Annotated in this window: 18 protein-coding genes; 10 read left to right on the top strand and 8 right to left on the bottom strand. The window is 52.8% G+C overall.

The window, feature by feature from the left end; genetic code table 11:
- The first annotated feature begins 122 nt into the window (after positions 1-122).
- The gene (locus BCM14_RS14230; RefSeq protein WP_106228716.1) at positions 123-1688 is read left to right on the top strand and encodes an alkaline phosphatase D family protein; all 1566 of its coding nucleotides are present in this window, start codon (positions 123-125) and stop codon (positions 1686-1688) included.
- Here BCM14_RS14230 and BCM14_RS14225 read toward each other — a convergent pair whose 3' ends face one another.
- From BCM14_RS14225 to apaG, 6 genes are all read right to left on the bottom strand, one after another.
- Complete coding sequence (locus BCM14_RS14225) at positions 1689-2768, bottom strand: AI-2E family transporter (RefSeq protein ID WP_259673656.1); 1080 nt, start codon at positions 2766-2768, stop codon at positions 1689-1691.
- A complete protein-coding gene (locus BCM14_RS14220; RefSeq protein WP_106228714.1) occupies positions 2765-3712 on the bottom strand; it encodes a D-2-hydroxyacid dehydrogenase family protein in 948 nt (315 codons plus the stop codon). The genes BCM14_RS14225 and BCM14_RS14220 overlap by 4 nt, the downstream gene beginning before the upstream one ends.
- A gap of 69 nt (positions 3713-3781) precedes the next feature.
- On the bottom strand, positions 3782-4516 hold the full coding sequence (locus BCM14_RS14215) for a DsbC family protein (RefSeq protein ID WP_311042734.1): 735 nt from the start codon (positions 4514-4516) through the stop codon (positions 3782-3784).
- Between the two features lie 27 nt (positions 4517-4543).
- The gene (locus BCM14_RS14210; RefSeq protein WP_106228713.1) at positions 4544-5710 is read right to left on the bottom strand and encodes an FAD-dependent monooxygenase; all 1167 of its coding nucleotides are present in this window, start codon (positions 5708-5710) and stop codon (positions 4544-4546) included.
- Positions 5707-7020: a murein transglycosylase A gene (mltA, locus tag BCM14_RS14205; protein ID WP_106228712.1), complete on the bottom strand. Its 1314-nt coding sequence runs from the start codon at positions 7018-7020 to the stop codon at positions 5707-5709. Before mltA ends, BCM14_RS14210 begins: the two co-directional genes overlap by 4 nt.
- Before the next feature lie 14 nt (positions 7021-7034).
- The gene (gene apaG / locus BCM14_RS14200; protein WP_106228711.1) at positions 7035-7409 is read right to left on the bottom strand and encodes a Co2+/Mg2+ efflux facilitator ApaG/CorD; all 375 of its coding nucleotides are present in this window, start codon (positions 7407-7409) and stop codon (positions 7035-7037) included.
- Between the two features lie 80 nt (positions 7410-7489).
- On the opposite strand from apaG, the gene rpe reads away from it, so the two are divergent.
- The 8 genes from rpe (at position 7490) to BCM14_RS14160 (ending at position 15588) form a co-directional block, all read left to right on the top strand.
- Complete coding sequence (rpe, locus tag BCM14_RS14195) at positions 7490-8191, top strand: ribulose-phosphate 3-epimerase (RefSeq protein ID WP_259673649.1); 702 nt, start codon at positions 7490-7492, stop codon at positions 8189-8191.
- A 273-nt stretch (positions 8192-8464) separates the two neighbouring features.
- Positions 8465-9991, top strand: a complete 1527-nt coding sequence (gene trpE / locus BCM14_RS14190) for an anthranilate synthase component I (protein WP_106228709.1) — start codon at positions 8465-8467, stop codon at positions 9989-9991.
- Between the two features lie 13 nt (positions 9992-10004).
- On the top strand, positions 10005-10595 hold the full coding sequence (locus BCM14_RS14185; RefSeq protein WP_106228708.1) for an anthranilate synthase component II: 591 nt from the start codon (positions 10005-10007) through the stop codon (positions 10593-10595).
- The gene (gene trpD, locus BCM14_RS14180) at positions 10595-11626 is read left to right on the top strand and encodes an anthranilate phosphoribosyltransferase (protein WP_106228707.1); all 1032 of its coding nucleotides are present in this window, start codon (positions 10595-10597) and stop codon (positions 11624-11626) included. The genes BCM14_RS14185 and trpD overlap by 1 nt, the downstream gene beginning before the upstream one ends.
- Complete coding sequence (gene trpC / locus BCM14_RS14175) at positions 11623-12411, top strand: indole-3-glycerol phosphate synthase TrpC (protein WP_106228706.1); 789 nt, start codon at positions 11623-11625, stop codon at positions 12409-12411. The genes trpD and trpC overlap by 4 nt, the downstream gene beginning before the upstream one ends.
- A gap of 24 nt (positions 12412-12435) precedes the next feature.
- Complete coding sequence (pap, locus tag BCM14_RS14170) at positions 12436-13935, top strand: polyphosphate:AMP phosphotransferase (RefSeq protein WP_106228705.1); 1500 nt, start codon at positions 12436-12438, stop codon at positions 13933-13935.
- Positions 13932-14855 carry an HpcH/HpaI aldolase/citrate lyase family protein gene (locus tag BCM14_RS14165; protein ID WP_106228704.1) on the top strand — a complete coding sequence of 308 codons (924 nt, stop codon included), beginning with the start codon at positions 13932-13934 and terminating at the stop codon, positions 14853-14855. The genes pap and BCM14_RS14165 overlap by 4 nt, the downstream gene beginning before the upstream one ends.
- Positions 14856-14874: 19 nt before the next feature.
- Positions 14875-15588 (top strand): uracil-DNA glycosylase, encoded by a 714-nt coding sequence (locus BCM14_RS14160; RefSeq protein ID WP_106228703.1) that lies wholly within the window; start codon positions 14875-14877, stop codon positions 15586-15588.
- A gap of 207 nt (positions 15589-15795) precedes the next feature.
- Here BCM14_RS14160 and BCM14_RS14155 read toward each other — a convergent pair whose 3' ends face one another.
- Both BCM14_RS14155 and BCM14_RS14150 read right to left on the bottom strand, forming a co-directional pair.
- Complete coding sequence (locus tag BCM14_RS14155) at positions 15796-16179, bottom strand: type II toxin-antitoxin system VapC family toxin (RefSeq protein ID WP_106228702.1); 384 nt, start codon at positions 16177-16179, stop codon at positions 15796-15798.
- A 5-nt stretch (positions 16180-16184) separates the two neighbouring features.
- The gene (locus BCM14_RS14150; protein ID WP_106228784.1) at positions 16185-16379 is read right to left on the bottom strand and encodes a type II toxin-antitoxin system VapB family antitoxin; all 195 of its coding nucleotides are present in this window, start codon (positions 16377-16379) and stop codon (positions 16185-16187) included.
- 537 nt (positions 16380-16916) lie between these two features.
- Between BCM14_RS14150 and BCM14_RS14145 the strand changes: the two genes are divergently transcribed.
- Positions 16917-18719 carry a DEAD/DEAH box helicase gene (locus BCM14_RS14145; RefSeq protein ID WP_106228701.1) on the top strand — a complete coding sequence of 601 codons (1803 nt, stop codon included), beginning with the start codon at positions 16917-16919 and terminating at the stop codon, positions 18717-18719.
- The last annotated feature ends 12 nt before the right edge of the window (positions 18720-18731 follow it).

The raw sequence follows: 18731 nt of genomic DNA, 5'->3' as shown, positions 1-18731 counted from the left end.
ATCTGCCAGCACCAAGATGACTCAAGCTTGTTGGTTTAACACGCCAAATATAACGAGTTGATGACAAACGAAAAGCATAAAATCAGGTGATTCTACCTATTACTCTAGCCTTGAGGTCTTTCATGCTTACTCGCCGTTCATTGCTTCAAGGCGCCTTTGCCAGCGCGGCGCTGGTTGGCTTAGCCAAACAAGGATGGGGTCAGCAAGCTTGGCAAACCAACCCTTTCACCATGGGGATTGCCTCGGGCTCGCCCGATAGCTCATCGGTTGTGCTCTGGACTCGGCTTGACCCACAGGCATTAGAAGCTGCGGGTGTGACGGACAAGGCCGTCGACGTGGTCTGGCAGCTTGCACATGACGAAGGCTTCACTAAAATTGCAGCGAAGGGTATCGTCTCGGCTCAACCAGCCCTGGGGCATTCTGTGCATGCCGAGGTCAACGGCCTTGAACCGGCAAGGCAATATTTTTATCGCTTCCTGGTCGGCGAGGCTGTTACGTCTGTGGGCAGAACTCGCACGTTTCCCCGAGCAGACGCAGCGGTTGATCGTTTGAGGCTCTCGTATGCCTCTTGCCAACGCTGGGGTGATGGCTATTACAGCGCGTATCACCATATGTCGAAAGAAGACCTGGATTTTGTATTTTTTCTTGGCGACTACATCTACGAATATCCAGCATCGATTCCTCCGATCAGAGAGACGACGGGCGGCTGGGTAAACACCCTGCAAGATTATCGCGCTCGTTATGCTTTGCATAAATCAGACCTCAATCTGCAAGCGGCCCACGCCGCTTTCCCCTGGATGATGATCTGGGACGACCATGAAGTACAAAACGATTATGCGGGTGAAATACAAGGTCGCTCAGGTGCGGCCGTTACAGACTTCCCCGCAAGACGCCTGGCTGCCTATCAGGCCTATTACGAGAACATGCCCGTGCGTCGGGCGAGCTTTGATAAATTGCTTACTAGCCAAAGCAAGCAAGTGCGCCTATTTGATCGCATTGCCTATGGCCGCCTCGCCAACCTGTTTACACTCGACGACCGACAATATCGGGATCGCCAAGTGTGCAATGCTGACAATGCCTTTGGGTCTGGCATGGTTGAGGCTGATAAATGCGAGGTCTGGAAAGACCCTAAACGGACATTGCTGGGTTTCGAGCAAGAAACTTGGCTCAAAAATGAGTTTGCTGGCAGCAAAGCGCAATGGAACATCATTGCGCAGCAGACGTTATTTGGCCAACGGGCAAGCGATATCAAGGGAACTGAGAAATTCTGGAATGACGGGTGGGACGGTTACACAGCGGCCCGTCAACGCATGATTGGATCGATTGTTGATACAAAACTGACCAATCCCATCATGCTCGGTGGCGATGTGCACGATAACTGGGTTGGTCACATCAAGGCTGATTACAACGACCTCGCGAGCGCGACCATCGGGGCAGAGTTTTGCGGCACGAGCATCACGACTAAATCAGGGGCCAAACAGGCGCAGCTAAATCAATCGCTTGTGCGCAATCCACACTTCATCTTTGCAAATACTGAATACCGAGGCTATGGCACAGTAGACTTCACACAAAAAGGGGTAACCACCACCCTTAAAGGTATGAAAGACATCACTGATCCGAAGTCTGACAGCCTGACGTTAGCAAAGTTTTTTGTGGCCAACGGCAAATCAGACATCCAAACACTCTGACTAATCTGGCGCGCTAACTGGTGTTTGCTCTTTTATCTCAAGCACCCACTCGCGCCAAATCGCCACGAGCAACGCCATCAGCACAGGGCCAATAAACAACCCCACGACCCCTAAGGTTTTCAGGCCGCCGATCAGGCCAAAGAAGGTGGGTAAAAACGGCAGTTTGACAGGCCCGCCGACAAGTTTTGGCCTGATTGTCTTGTCGACGATAAACAGCTCGATCGTGCCCCAGGCCAACAGACTAGCACCCGCGACGACGTGCCCTGAGCCCGCCAGATAAATGGATATCAGCGTAAAACAGAGTGGCGCGCCGCCCGGCACCATGGCCATAAAACCAGTGATCACACCGAGCAAGACATGAGACGGGACCCCGGCCACCCAATACGCAACCCCGAGCACCACCCCCTCGCCTATTGCAATCAAACCCATACCAGTAACCGTTGAGCTAATGGTATTGGGTACGACTCTTGAAAAGCGATGCCATCGATCGGGAAATATCCGGTCGCCAATCAAATCGAGCTGCCCCACAATTTTCGGGCCATCGCGATAGACAAACAACAAGGTGATCAGTAAAAAAAGCAAGGCGAGACTGCTTTGAAACAAGTCGCCTGAGGCAGCGAGAACTAATCTGTAAATATTGCCCAGATGCTCGCCACTGAAGGTTTCGATCAAAGCACTTAAGGCACGAGGTTCAGCCAGATATTCGTTCCAGTACGCAGTGAGTTTATCGCCTGCGAAAGGCAGATCTCTGATCCAGTCGGGCACACTCATCCCGCCTTTATTGGCGGCCATCAGCCAGGTAAAAACATTACGTGCCTCTTTGATCGAGTAGGACAGGGCAAAACCAATCGGTACGATCAATACCACCACAATAATCGCCAGCGCCGTGCTTGCAGCCAAGGTATTCCTGTTGCCACAGATTTTTAACCAGCGCTGATAGATAGGCCAGCTTGCAAAACCGATAATGAGCGCAGCCAGCACCGGTACCAAAAAGCCTCTGAAGAAGTAACCCGCAAGGGCCAACAGCAGAATCAGTAAAATTCTGGCAGCAAGATGAATAGGTAGGATGGGTTGCATCAGGTCAAGACTCGGATAGGATTGCCGGCTACCCACGCATTGATTGCATCAATCACATTGGGATAGTAGTTCGCAAAGTTCTCGGGTGTTGCATAACCCAGGTGAGGGGTCAATAACGTTCGGGGCACATGGCGCCAAGGGTCATCAGCAGGCAAGGGTTCAGTCTCGAACACATCTAGTCCCGCACCACCGATCTTGCCTTGCTCAAGCGCTTGCTTCAAAGCAGCAAGGTCGACCAACCCAGCACGCGAGGTGTTAATCAAAAAGGCGTTGGATTTCATGGCCGCAATTGCAGCAGCATCGACAATCCCTTTGGTCCGTGCGCTCAGCACGATGTGGATACTGACCGCATCAGAGGTGCTGAACAACTCTTCTTTAGTCACCATCTTTACCCCTGCCTGATCGGCACGCTCTTTAGTGAGGTTGGGGCTCCACGCCACCACGTCCATACCAAAAGCCAAACCGACTTTGCCCATCCGCTGACCGAGATTACCCAGACCGAGCAAGCCAAGGCGCTTGCCGCAGAGCGTTGGCGGCATCTGAGTTTGCCACAGACCTTTCTGCATATTGACTTGCTCTTGTGGCACGCCCTTAAACAATCCAAGCAGCAACGCCCAAGCTAATTCTGTCGTTGCGCCACTGCTGAGAGGATCACCCGGAGCGCCCGCCACCACGATACCTCTCTGACGACAAGCCTCGAGATCAATTGAGTTATTCCGCGCACCTGTCGTGATCAGTAACTTCAAATTTAGCAAGGCATGAATCACCGCAGCCGGGAAAGCTGAGCGCTCACGCATCGCAACAATGACATCGAACGCTTGTAACGTCTCAACCAAAGCTAACGGTTGGATATATTGATCAAAAAACTGAAGCTCTGCACCCAACGATTTCCAGTCGGCGAGGCCTTCTGCCACGTTCAAATAATCATCCAATACAGCGATACGCATGCTTATCTCCTTTGATTGACGGGCAGCTGTTTGTCATATGGTCAGACTTTGTCACGGTGCACGCAAGTCTTACTTCAAGCGGCTTTCAAATTCATCGACGGGAATTGCGCCGCCTACCCGACCCCCGTCTGCAAAAATAATACCTGGCGTACCCCGGATCATCAGTTTTTGTCCCAAGGCGAGCATCTTGTCTACTGGCACGTCGCATTTACCTTGTGCAGGTTTCGTGCCTTTAAGCATCCAGTCTTCCCAGGCTGCTGCTGGATCTGCGCTGCACCAGATATCTTTAACCTTCTGGGTTGAGTCCGGAGAGAGAATTGGATAAGGGAAGGTATAGACAGTCACGTTATCGATGCTTTTGATTGCCTGACGCAGCTGTTTGCAATAGCCGCAATTCGGATCTTCAAAAATGGCGACTTTGCGTGCGCCTTTGCCATGTACTTGCTTAATCGCTAGTTCGAGTGGCAATTGTTCAAAGGGAATCTGCGACAGCATCTCCAAACGCTCTTTCGTGACATCACGGCGCGTCCTCGCATCGATCAAACTGCCATCGAGCACAAAATTGACTTGCTCATCGGTGTAAACAATATCCATACCGAGCTGAACTTCAAATAACCCATAAGCGGTCGGTCGGACCGCCGTCACAGGGGTTTTATCAAAACGCTCAAGGAAGCGCTTTTGAACCGCTTGCGCTTTCTCATCCATCTTATTGTCAGCCGCGTAGGCGCCAACAGGGATGAAATTCGCAAGGGATAAGGCAATCCCCAGACTGCTTGTCAGGCTCATCAGCCATTTCTTAGTCATACCCGAATCCCTATAGGCATCGAAAACTCAGCCAGAAGCACCTGACACGATTCGACGTTTGATAAATGGCAATTTGTTTACTAAATCCATACCCAGATTGCGCACCCAAGACAATGGTTGCGAAGGATTGTCAAACAAACGGTGCAAACCGTCGGTTGCCCAACGCATGGCCATCAAATGCTCGGCTCGGGCACGACGGTAACGCCGCAAAACCATTGGATCACCTGCCGAGCGAAAATCTTCACGCTCGCTAATCACAGAGACCAGGGCTTGTGCATCACCCAAACCCAGGTTCAAGCCTTGACCAGCAAGCGGATGGATACGATGCGCCGCATCACCGACCAAGGCCACGCCGTCTCCGATCATAGGCGATTTGCTCATGACAAGCGGAAATCCAAGCACTTCACTTCGCAAGCTGAGCTCGCCCAGACGCCCTTGTGTGGCAAGCGCGAGGTGATTTCTGAGGTAGTCCGCTTGATCAGAAAAAGGCAGGGCTAAAAGCGTATTAGCCAAATCATCCCGCAGAGACCACACCATCGAAACTTGATGGCCCGCACTCGTATCAGGCAAGGGCAACAGGGCCAATACACCCTCTTGACGAAACCATTGAAGCGCAGCACCCAGGTGCGGTAATTCACTGGTGAAGTGCGCGACGACGCCTGTATGGCCATAAGCGTGCTCTTCAGTCGAGAGCTGCAGTGCTTGTCTGACAGGAGACTGAGCACCATCCGCCCCCACCAGTAAGTCCGCAGCAAGCGTAGCCCCGGAGAACGTTGTGACAGTGCGCTGGGCAATCGACGAGAACTTGTCGCTCAGCCAAGGTACGCCCACGATTTGTACCGCCTGAATCAAGGCTCGCTCAAGCTCACTCGCTTCAACAATCCAGGCCAATTCACTGCGCGCGTCCTGCCACGCACTCAAATCAACACGCCCCCCTGCATCGCCATAAACCTCCATCGCCTGAACACGCGTCAAGCGCGCTTCGGGCAACAAAGGCCAAATCCCTATCTCGGTCAGAAATAGCTGACTGGCTGGGGATATTGCATACACGCGCGGATGAAAATCGTCTGTTTCTGCGGACGCTATTTGTAGTTTTGGTCCGAGCAAGGTGACGGCCTGGCCTCGCCTGGCCAGCGTCAAAGCGAGCGCCATGCCGACTATCCCTGTGCCGCAGACCACGATGGGTGATTTCATCTTGCGCTCGGCGCCCCCGCTGCCTTGGGCCACAACAACCACATCTGACCCGTTTGCTTCATTCTGCCCGCCAGTGCCCCTGCCTCGTCACCTGAGCCCCAATAAAAATCAGCGCGTGCTGCACCCTTGATGGCCGTGCCAGTATCCTGCGCGAAAACGAGCCGGTTCAGCGGCTGAGTAGACGCGGGTTGGGTGGTTGCCAGATACGCTAGGGAGCCAAGTGGTGCGTAATTGGTATCAACCGCAATCGATCGTTGTGCGGTCAGTGCGATGCCTTCAGCACCCTTAGGCCCTTTTTCTGGATCAGTAATGACCTCTTCTTTGAAAAAAACCAGCGCCGGATTGGCGTTAAGCATCTCGTTGACCCGGTTGGGGTGGCGTTTGGCCCACTCTCGAATCCCTTGCATCGATGTTTGTGCAAGCGGCAACTCACCTTGATCGGCCAGCCACTTACCAATCGAGACGTAGGGATGCCCGTTGTGATCAGCGTAAGCGACTCGCAGCGTTTGACCTGCCTCTGGGCCTTCTGTCAGCTGTACGCGACCTGACCCCTGCACTTGCAAAAAGAAATTATCAACCGGGTCGTTGACCCAGACAATTGCGGCTGACTTGTTGCTTTTCGAATCAAAGGCAGCACGCGAATCATAGGGGACAACCTTATTGCCGTCGAGCTTGCCACGCACGCGCTTACCCGCCAGCTCTGGGTATACCTTGCCCAGGTCGATGGTCAACAAATCGGTCGGAACGGTGTAGAGCGGCCATTGATAAACGCCGCCTCTGTTGCGGGATCCTTTTACAGTCGGTTCGTAGTAACCGGTGACCGTATTAGCCGCCGGCTTGCCATCGGCGCCCTGAATGCGCCAAGGCTGCAGCCAAGTCTGTAAAAACGTCCTCACAGCTGCCAGGTTCTCGCCCTGGGGCGCCTTGCTGAGGTCTGCCGCAGCAGCACAGACTGGTTGCCAGGCACGCGGTGCTGCGCGTGCTGGCCCAGCTAAATTGCCGCTCGTGGGTCGAACCAGGCCGCGACAATTGCGCAAGAAAATCGACCACACATTCTTCAAATCGTCCGAGGCCCAGCCAGGCAAATCAGACCAGGCGACCGGAGCGTACTTACCGGCTAGTGGTCTAGCTTGGCTCTCTGGCAGAGCGGACAAAGGCAATACAACGAGCGGCCCCTCGTCTGCTTGCGCGACCACCTCGGGCAGGGCCGGATTAACCGTCACCTGATTGGTCGTGGTCGAACATGCTGCCAGCAAAGCGATCAAAGCCGCTGAACAGGCCAAGCGGCTGAATCGGATGTGCGTAGACATAAGTTTTATTGTCTTCAATGTAGGGTGCGGGGCATGGCTAAGACAAACTCTGGGACCGGGACCTCGAAAGGGATACCGTTCTCACCAACGCAGTGATAGGTGCCACGCATCGTCCCTACGGGTGTCGCGAGCGGACAGCCGCTGGTGTACTCGAAGGTCTCACCAGCAGGGATGAGTGGCTGCTGCCCGACTACGCCCAGCCCCCGGACCTCTTGCTCAACGTCATCACCATCAGTAATGACCCAATGCCGGCTAATTACTTGCGCCGGGCGTTCGCCCACGTTGGTGATGCGAACGGTATAAGCAAAAACGAACTGCTGTTTTGCCGGATCGGACTGCTCTGGCAAGAAGCGCGGTTCAACAACAACGGAGAGTTCGTAAGGTTTCACACTAAGCCCAAATTTAAAAACAAAATCACTGCAATAATAGAGCCATCCCACCGTGGCCAGCTCTTCAAATGCTACCTATCATGCCTAAAACCAAATCACTGCCTGCAGCTCGGATCGCACCCAGCATTTTATCTGCCGACTTCGCCCGTCTGGGTGAAGAAGTCAAAAATGTATTGGCAGCCGGTGCCGACTGGATTCATTTTGACGTGATGGACAACCATTATGTTCCCAATTTGACCATAGGCCCCATGGTTTGTGAGGCGATACGGCCGCTGACCAACGCGCCGATCGATGTGCATTTGATGGTCGAACCCGTTGACGCCATCGTACCCATGTTCGCCAAGGCAGGTGCAAACATCATCACGTTTCATCCCGAAGCATCCAGACATGTTGACCGAACGCTAGGGCTGATTCGCGAGCACGGGTGCAAAGCAGGGCTAGTACTCAACCCTGCCACGTCATTAAGTTATCTCGATCACGTGATGGACAAGATCGATATTATTTTATTGATGTCGGTCAATCCGGGCTTCGGGGGCCAAAGCTTTATTCCAGGCACGCTGGACAAGCTGCGGGCGGTACGAACCCGAATCGATCAACACGTCGAAAACGGCGGTCAGTCCATTGATCTGGAGGTAGACGGTGGGGTCAAAATCGACAATATCCGCGAGATCCGTGCAGCGGGCGCCGATGCTTTCGTGGCCGGTTCTGCGATTTTTGGTAAGCCCGACTATGCAGCCATTATCAAACAGTTGCGCGAGCAGATTGCACTGGCAGGCGGGTAGCAAACCATTCTGACGTGCAAGACCTGCACGTCGATGCTATAGTAGATTCAACATGGTGTGCAGGCGAGTCGATCGCGGCACGTCGATAAAGAGATTTTGAGATGAAGATAACCCTAAATGCGATTTCAATTGGCGCCTATTGGCGCTGGTGGCGTTCGCATCTCGGGTAATGGTTCATTGATGTTCAGCTTGCAGGTGGTTAACCACACAAGCGCCAAGTAGCAAAACCAAGCCCGCCTCAATATGGTCGGGCTTTTTTTTTAGGTTTTTGAAATGAAAGAAATTGAATTCAACGCACTTGCAGCACAAGGTTATAACCGTATCCCGCTGATCACCGAGACTTACGCTGATCTGGATACACCCTTGGCGCTATATCTCAAGTTGGCCCAAAACAGCAAAACGGGTCGCAAAAATACCTGCCTGCTCGAATCCGTCGTGGGTGGCGAACGTTTTGGGCGCTACTCGTTCATCGGTCTGCCTGCGCACAATCTGCTCAGATCTCGTGGCAACAAGATTGAGGTGGTCAGTGACGAAGAAGTCGTTGAAACCCATGAGGGTGACCCCTTAGCCTTCATCGAGCAATATCAGGCTCGCTTCAAGGTCTCCCTGCGCCCGGGCATTCAGCGGTTTGCAGGCGGCTTGGCGGGATACTTTGGTTACGATGCCGTCCGTCACATGGAGCCCAAACTGGGGCCTGCGAAGAAGCCCTATCCCAAAGGCATGGGCGAAGGTCCACCTGATATTTTGTTGCTGCAGATCGACGAACTTGTCATTGTCGACAATCTGAGTGGCAAAATTTATTTTCTGGTCTACGTGGATCCTGCCACGCCTGAAGCCTATTCAAAAGGCCAGCAACGCTTGAAGGATTTGCGCATGCGACTGCGCAAACCCGCCGATATCCCATACAGCTACGCAAGCGTGCTGACAGAAGAGCAGCGCAGTTTTGCCAAGCAGGACTACCTGACGGCTGTGCTCAAGGCAAAAGAGTACATTGCTGCCGGCGATCTGATGCAGGTGCAAGTCGGTCAGGTGATCGCCAAGCCTTTTAGCGACTCAGCGTTATCGCTTTATCGAGCCTTGCGGTCGCTCAACCCCTCACCCTATATGTACTACTGGAACTTCGGTGATTTCGAAGTCGTCGGTGCTTCACCAGAAATATTGGTCAGACAAGAAAAGCTACCTGCCCCAGACGGCGAAACGCCCGAAACCCGAGTCACCATCCGTCCCTTAGCTGGCACCCGTAAACGCGGCGCTACACCAGAAGAAGACGCCGCGATGGCAGCAGAGCTGCTGGCTGATCCCAAAGAACGTGCCGAGCACGTGATGTTGATCGACCTGGCTCGCAACGATGTGGGTCGTGTCGCCAAAATCGGTTCTGTCGAAGTCACCGATACGATGGTGATCGAGCGCTATTCGCACGTGATGCATCTGGTATCGAACGTCACGGGCACGCTCAAAGCAGGGACGACAAACATGGACGTGTTGCGTGCGACCTTCCCGGCCGGCACCTTAACCGGCGCGCCCAAGGTGCGCGCCATGGAACTCATCGATGAACTCGAGCCTGTTCGCCGGGGTATCTATGGCGGCGCTGCTGGCTACCTGAGCTACAGTGGCGAGATGGATGTCGCGATTGCGATCCGCACTGGCATCGTGCAAAACAATATGCTTTATGTTCAAGCCGCAGCCGGCATTGTTGCCGACTCGGATCCAGAAAAAGAATGGCTGGAAACCGAGGCGAAGGCTCGAGCAGTGCTGAGGGCTGCCGAGCAAGTGCAAAACGGGCTTGACGATCCAATCTGATAGAGGTGTTGACATGCTGCTGATGATAGACAACTATGATTCGTTCACCTACAACCTGGTTCAATACTTTGGCGAACTCGGTGAAGATGTTCGCGTGTACCGCAACGACCAAATTACCGTTGATGAAATCGAAAAATTAAACCCTGACAGAATCTGCATTTCACCTGGCCCTTGCTCGCCAGCCGAAGCCGGAATCTCAATCGCCGTCATTGAGCACTTTGCAGGTAAAAAACCAATTCTTGGCGTGTGCCTGGGTCATCAAGCAATCGGGGCAGCTTTTGGCGGCAACATTATTCGTGCCAAAGAAATTATGCACGGCAAGACCTCAGCCATCACGCACGCGCAATCAGATGTGTTTAAAGGTCTGCCGTCGCCCTTTACTGTTATTCGCTATCACTCGCTAGCGATTGAACGTTCGACAATCCCTGATTGTTTACAAATCACAGCCGAAACCACCGACGGTGAGATCATGGGCGTCAGACATAAAACATTAGCAATTTATGGCGTACAGTTTCATCCAGAATCGATTTTGTCAGAGCATGGTCATGCCATGCTAAAGAACTTTCTCGAGCTCAATGAATTGACTGAGCAAAAGGCTGCCTGATGAGCATCACACCGACCGAAGCACTAAGCCGCTGCATCGAGCATCGAGAAATCTTTCACGACGAGATGTTGCACCTGATGCGCATGATTATGAAGGGCGAGATGCCTCCAACGATGGCAGCAGCCCTCTTAATTGGCTTGCGAGTCAAAAAGGAAACCGTAGGCGAAATCAGTGCGGCTGCGCAAGTCATGCGCGAGTTTGCAACACCTGTCGCTGTGCCCGATACCGATGCACTCGTGGATATGTGTGGCACAGGCGGTGACGGTAGCAATACATTCAACATTTCAACTGCAGCGATGTTTGTTGCTGCTGCTGCTGGTGTGCCGATCGCCAAGCATGGAGGACGAAGCGCTTCGTCCTCCTCAGGTAGTGCGGATGTACTGGAAGCACTCGGCGCCAACATCAGCTTGACGCCCACACAAGTGGCAGATTGCATCAATGAGCTAGGTATTGGCTTCATGTTTGCGCAAGCTCACCACAGTGCGATGAAACACATTGCCCCAGTGCGAAAAGAGTTAGGCGTCAGAACCATGTTCAATTTGCTTGGGCCTTTGACTAACCCGGCGCGTGCTGCTAATCAATTAATGGGCGTCTTTCATCCGGACCTGGTTGGCATACAAGTGAGAGTCTTGCAAAGCCTGGGTTCCCGTCATGTTCTCATCGTTCACGGCAAAGACGGGATGGATGAAGCATCCCTTGGTGCGACAACGATGGTGGGTGAACTCAAGCATGGCATCATCAGCGAATATGAAATTCATCCCGAAGACTTCGGCTTAACCATGACATCGAACCGCTCGTTAAGGGTAGCTAGCAAAGAGGAATCAAGTGTTATGGTTCGTCAAGCTTTATCCAATACGGCTGGTGCTGCGCGTGACATCGTGGCACTCAATGCGGGCTTAGCCATTTACGTGGGCGATAAAGCACCCACGATGAAGGCAGGTGTTGAGCTGGCGTTCAGCACACTTGCAAGCGGCGCGGCGCTTGCAAAGCTCGACGCATTCTGCGCAAGAACCAGGACTTTTCAAGCATGAGCGACATCCTTAAAAAAATCCTAGCCGTCAAAGCTGAAGAAGTTGCCTCGGCGCGTCACATGCGCAGTGAAGCGGAAATGCTGCGCGAAGCGCAAGCTCGCCAAGACGTGCGGGACTTCGCAAACGCGATCGAAGAAAAAATACAGGCGGGTGGCGCGGGGGTCATCGCAGAAATTAAAAAAGCGTCTCCGTCAAAAGGGGTCTTGCGTGATGACTTCAAACCGGCGGAAATCGCAGTGTCATACGAGAAACACGGCGCTGCCTGCCTGTCGGTTTTGACCGATGTCCAGTTTTTTCACGGTTCACACGATCACTTGCGTCAAGCTCGTGCAGCCTGCAGCTTACCGGTTTTGCGCAAAGACTTCATTATTGACCTGTATCAAATCATTGCCGCGCGCGCCATGGGCGCCGACTGTATTTTGTTAATCGTCTCGGCTTTAAAACTGTCACAACTGCTTGAGTTCGAGGCTTGTGCCTATGACTTGGGAATGGACGTACTGGTCGAAGTCCACGACAGCGAAGAGCTAGATGTCGCGCTACAAATGCAAACCTCGCTGCTGGGCATCAACAATCGCAACCTCAGAACCTTCGAGACCAGTCTGCAAAACACCTTGGATTTGCTACCGCGTATTCCCATGGACAGACGAGTTGTCACTGAAAGCGGTATTCTCAAGCCGGAAGACGTTCAATTAATGAAACAACATGACGTTAACGCCTTCCTCGTGGGTGAGGCCTTCATGCGTGCAGCTGACCCAGGGGCAGAACTCGCCAGACTCATCGCTTAATGACCGCAGGGGATTTTGCCAACCATGTTTGAAGAGTCAGAGTCCGATCCGCGACTGACCGACGCCGACAGGAAACAGCTTGAGGCGACCCTTAGGGTGCAATTACTGCTAGAGCAATACCGTCACCTCAGCGTCAAAGACGAGTCTCTGGTGATTTTCGTCAGCGGGATCGATGGTGCCGGAAAAACTGAAACCATCAACTTGCTGAATGAGTGGATGGATCCCAGACATATTCACACGGTGGCGTTTCCCGATCCCAGTGCAGATGAGTTGTTGTTTCCGCGTGTTCGCCGTTTATGGATGAGCTTGCCCCCCAAGGGATCGATCGGCATCATTTATGGTGCTGGTTATGTGCAATTAATCGAACAGGCTTTGAAAAAAAAGCCCGATCACGACAAGCTCGCCAGCGATATTCTCTATCTGAAACGGCTCGAAGCCAATCTCGCAGCCAATGGCGTACGACTGCTCAAGCTCTGGTTTCATTTATCGCAAGGCGCACAACGAACCAGAACGAAAACGCTGCTGGCAAACCCATCGACTGCCTGGCAAGTGGCCAAAGCAGATAAAAAAGTTTATAAGAACTTCGACAAACTTCGGGATGCAGGTGCGCGAATAATCGAAGCAACCGACACGCCTTACGCACCGTGGATTATCATTCCCAGCGCAGACCCAAATCTTCGAGCGGTCCGGACAGCTCAGGCTGTGTTGCAAGCGCTTAAACGACCTTCGGCCAAGGTTCCTCCATTACACAATCCGGGTGCGCCGATCTTAGCCAAAACGCATAAAACTGCGCTCGATCAGATCAACTACGCCTTAACCCTTGAGAAAGACGTCTACGAGGTCGAGCTACTGGGTTTGCAAAACCGACTTGCCCAGTTAGTCCGTAGTGAAAAATTCAAACACCGCTCTCTGGCCCTTGTGTTTGAAGGTAACGACGCAGCCGGTAAGGGCGGCACAATCCGTCGGGTTACCCGTGCCATTGATGCGCGCCAATATAGTGTCATGGCAGTGATTGCCCCCACAAAAGAAGAGCAACAACGGCCCTATCTGTGGCGCTTCTGGCAAAATATTCCTCGCCATGGCAGGGTGGCAATTTTTGATCGCTCTTGGTATGGGCGCGTGCTAGTCGAGCGGGTAGAAAAACTGATCAAGAAAAGCGCCTGGACCCGAGCCTACGGCGAAATCAATGACTTCGAGCAACACCTGATCGATCACGGTACGATCGTGTTGAAATTCTGGCTCGCCGTTAGCTCGGATGAACAGCTCAAACGTTTTCGTGAACGTGAGCAATCCCCCTTTAAGCAATTCAAAATGACTGATGAGGATTGGCGTAATCGAAGTAAGTCAAAAGCCTATGCAGTGGCCACGAGGGATATGTTTGATCACACCGATACGCTGGTTGCCCCCTGGCATGTTTTGTCGGCTAATGACAAAAAATATGCTCGAATCGAAGTCCTGAAAATTATTGTCCACGCGCTCGAGAGCGCCCTTAACTCAACTAATAACTCAAGTCATAACTCATGAAAAACCCACCACAAGCCGTGCCCTTCAGCTGGCGCTCAATGCTCTTCGTGCCAGCTAGCAGCGACCGTTTTTTAGAAAGCGCTCTGCGTCGCCCCACTGACTGTATCCAGCTTGACCTTGAAGATAGTGTCGCCCCCGATTTAAAAGACAGTGCACGCAACCGGATCGGTGAGTTAGCGGATAAGGCCAATGCAGCAGGCTACGATGTAATCGTGCGTATTAATCGACCCATCCGGTTGATGGTCAAAGATATCGAGGCCTGTGTTCGCCAGTCAGTCAAGGCGCTGACGCTACCCAAAGTGCCTGACGGCTCGTTTATCCGGACGGTTGCTGAAATACTTGACGAATGTGAAGTCGAAGCTGGTCTGCCGCTTGGTCATACGAAATTGATTGCAATGGTTGAAGATGCGAACGGCTTGCACAATATCGATGACATCGCTCAATCTCATCCCAGACTTTGCGCCATGATTGTCGGCGCCGAAGATTTGGCGGTCTCCATGCGAATGGCCGTTGATCCCGATAGCCTTTACATCCCTAACGTCATGGCTGTTGCCGCCTGCCGTCGCGCGGGAATCGCACCAATTGGCTTTGTTGGCTCAGTGGCTGATTTCGCTGACAAAGAGAAGTTCCGTGAAACGGTTCAACGGGCAGCGCGGCTTGGGTTTGAAGGGGCGTTCTGCATTCACCCGTCACAAGTTGAGGCCGCTAACGAAGCCTTCAGCCCGCCACAAGCCAGCGTCGATCGCGCACGTGCCTTGCTAGAGACTTACGAAGCAGAGTGCCGCGCCGGTCGCGCCGCCTGCACGTTCGAAGGTCGAATGGTCGATGCACCGGTTGCCATGCAAGCGCGATTGGTGATTGAACGAGATGAAGCCTTAAAATTGATGCTCGCTCGTCGCCAGCATTCGACCCCAGGTTAAGCAGACCTTTTTATTGTCCATGCCTGCAGCACACAATCGTCTGGTCAAACCGGATCTCATCGAGCATTTGCAAGATCTGCCTCTGCCCTGGCAACACTTGTTGAGTCAAACTCAGCTGCTCGAGACGCTTGGAGGACTGAGTCAGTTTCTTCAGGCGCGCTTAGCGCAAGAGGTGGTGATATATCCGACCTTACCTTTTAAGATGCTAAAGCAATTAGTGCCGCAGTCTGTGAAAGTCGTGATCCTGGGACAAGACCCTTATCACGGGCCGAATCAAGCCCAAGGGCTGGCGTTCTCGGTGCCTGATCACGAGAAGTGCCCACCGAGTTTACGTAATATTTTCAAAGAGATTCAACGGGATTTTATTGGCACCTTGTCAACCAATGATCTGACTCGCTGGGTCGATCAAGGGGTCTTGTTGCTCAACTCTGTCTTAACAGTTGAAGACGGCAAAGCCGCCTCGCACGCCAAGCTTGGCTGGGAGTCGATCACGGATGCCATCATCACGGGCGTAGCAGCCGAGCCGTCGCCTAAGGTCTTTATGTTGTGGGGTACCCATGCGCAAACTAAAGAAGCGTTGATTGCTCAGCACGCTCACCATCTGATCTTGAAAGCGAATCATCCCTCGCCGTTGTCAGCGATGAGACCGCCGCTGCCCTTTATTGGTTGCGGACATTTTGTTCAGACTAATCAGTGGTTGGTTGAGCAAGGCCTGAAGGCGATTGACTGGTGAGTTTCAAGCTTTAAAGCATCCGTTGGTTTGCGACTCGATTTACCCCGTCATTTAAGGCAACCGTTCATTTGCCGTAACTATCAATCAAATACTTGCCTAGAAACCCGACGAGCGCCAACAGACCGCCATAAAGAGCCGTCATGAGCCACGTAAATTTACGCTCGTAATTGTTTGCTTCAAAACTTACAACTCGAGTCTGACTGGGGGTTAGTGAAATACTGGTTGAAACGAGACGTTAAACTGAGTAGCTAAATGTTCAAGGCGTTTATCCATTGTCCAGATCAGCGCCCCTGGGGTGATCAGCACAGATACCAAAAGCGTCATATCGACCAAGCCACATCCCAGCCCATAAACATTTTCATTCTCGATAAACGTCATCACATCACTTAAACGAGCCTGCTCGCTTGACTGCAGTTGCTTAAGATTTTTAAGGGTTTGCTCTCTCGGAGCAGGGGGTGTACCGCAAGCAATTTCAAGAATGACCATCGGATGCACAAGAGCCATGTCTAACGCAATCAGATTGGCCAAAGCGTTGTTTATGCTCTTGAAATGATCCACCCACACCGACGTATCAACCAGCACCTTTGTCATGACGCCTATTCCTCGCGTCTGCGAGGGATATTTTGCATATCTGGCATCGAGCCACCTAGCGCTGCAAGCCGTTTACCTGCTTGGACCCTGACGAACGTTTTGATGGCTTCTCTGAACAGGTCGGACTTATCCATGCTTTCGTCGGCTAACTCTAGCGCTTGCTGATACAAAGCATCGTCGATCGTGACAGTGGTACGCATGGCGTGACTCTTTAACATCATAATATGCATCAATTTACATCAAATTGAGAATCAAATTTTAAATAGGTATGAAGTTTGACAAAAGCAGGTCAAGACGCCCATGCGTAGAACCACGTATTCACGTGTTGAGTTGCAAATTAAAAACAGATTTGCATTTAGGGGTTTACCCCGCACGAAAATTCCTCTACACTTCGGGTCGCTGCAAATAAGTTGTTTCAAACGAAACCATTGTTTCAAACGAAAGTTTCACTCGAAACCACCAAACGGCACTGATGCTGATGTTTAGCTCAGGCAGCCTCTGTCCGACAACTGTCAGGTATCCCCTGATCAAGTTGATAACCCGGCCAGACCGCCCTCATCATCGATTCCTGACCTCCTTTCCTTTCGTGGGCAAAGTTCCAAAGACTGTTTTTTAGTCTCTGTAGCCCAGACGTTCGGTTGATTCGGTCGGCACGATGCTCGATTCAACCGACGATCTCCGGTCCACCCTTTTTCCGGGCTCGTCATATTGACCATGACCTGGTCAAAAGGAAAGTCATGTCCTTCGATTCGTTGGGGCTAGCCCCCGCATTGCTATCTTCCATTCAAGAAACGGGTTTTACGACCCCGACGCCAGTTCAGCTAGCTGCGATTCCCGCCGCCTTAGCTGGCAAAGACTTGATGGTTTCATCACAAACAGGTAGCGGTAAAACTGCTGCCTTCATGTTGCCAGCCTTACATAAGATTGCTGGCAAGCCCGGCAACAAAGGCCGCGGCGTTCAAGTGCTGGTATTGACGCCTACTCGTGAACTTGCCCTGCAAGTGAGCGAAGCAACCGCCACTTATGGCGCCAACCTGAACGACTTGCATATCGCAACGGTCGTCGGTGGCATGCCTTACGGTGCGCAGCTCAAAGCGCTGTCACGCCGTGTCGACGTTTTAGTGGCAACGCCTGGTCGTTTGCTCGATCATCTACAAGCCCGTCGCGTTGATCTGTCAACTGTCCACACCTTGGTCCTGGATGAAGCAGATCGTATGCTTGACATGGGATTTATTGACGATATCAACACCATCGTTGATCGTTGCCCAGAGTCGCGCCAGACCTTGCTGTTCTCAGCAACGCTTGACGGCACGGTCGCTAAATTGGCCGCTCGTATGATGCGTGACCCAGAGCGTATCGAAATGGCTTCGCAGTCAGATCGTCACGCAAATATTACGCAAGCCCTTCTCTACGCTGATGACGTCCAGCACAAACTGCGTCTGCTTGATCACGTCTTGCGTGATGCATCAATGGATCAAGCGATTGTGTTTACCGCCACCAAACGTGGTTGCGATGATCTGGCCAATCACTTGTCCGATCAAGGTTTTACCGTGATGCCTTTGCATGGCGACATGAACCAACGTCAACGCACTCGTACACTCGAGCAAGTGCAAGATGGTCACGTCCGCATTCTGGTTGCAACTGACGTTGCTGCACGCGGTATCGACGTCAAAGCCATCAGCCACGCCATCAATTTTGATCTACCCATGCAGGCAGAAGACTACGTCCACCGTATCGGTCGTACCGGTCGTGCTGGTCGCAACGGTTTGGCCTTTACGTTGGCCACCCACAGTGAGCGTCATAAGGTGCGCCGTATCGAGCACTTCATCGGTCATCCTATCCCATCTGAAGTCATTGCTGGTCTCGAACCACAGCGCGCACCAAAAATGCGCCCAGAAGGTCCTTCTGGCGGTCGCAGCGGGGATCGCTTTGGCGCGTCACGCGGTGGCCCACGTTCTGGTGCTGGTGGCAAACCACGTTCAGGCAGCAATGCTGGTGGCTCACGCTTCGGTGGCGATCGTGATGGCAGTTTTGCTCCTCGCGGTGAAAAATCATATGGCGAGAAATCCTTCGGTGGCGAAAAGTCGTTCGGCGGTGCTAAGTCTTTCGGCGATCGCGACCGTAGCTCGGCACCTCGTGGTGAAAAGTCATACAGCGAAAAATCCTACGGTGAGAAATCCTTCGGTGGCGGCAAACCTTTTGCACCACGAGGTGACAAACCGTTTGCAGCACGCTCAGACAAACCCGCTGGCGAAAAGAAATTTGGTGGTGATCGTGAGCGCAGCTTTGCACCTCGTGGTGACAAGCCTTTTGCAGCTCGCAGCGACAATCCCTACGCGGGCAATGGCAAACCAGCACGCCCCTCACGGGAGTTCGCTCCACGTGCAGCGGCACCTGCCGGCAAGTCCTTCGCCCCTCGTGGTGATGGTCCAGCTCGTACCGGTATCGGTGCGGGTGCTGGTCGACCAGGCGGCGCGCCTCGCGCAGCAGCGGCTGGCGCACCTCGCCGTGGCTTTAATTTCGATGGCGGTCGTCGCTAGAGAGATGTTTGA

Origin of the sequence: Jezberella montanilacus (assembly GCF_003003055.1) — a bacterium.
Lineage (GTDB): Bacteria > Pseudomonadota > Gammaproteobacteria > Burkholderiales > Burkholderiaceae_B > Zwartia > Zwartia montanilacus.
The sequence above is the reverse complement of the archived record's forward strand: the minus strand, read 5'-3'. Positions and strand labels throughout refer to the sequence as shown.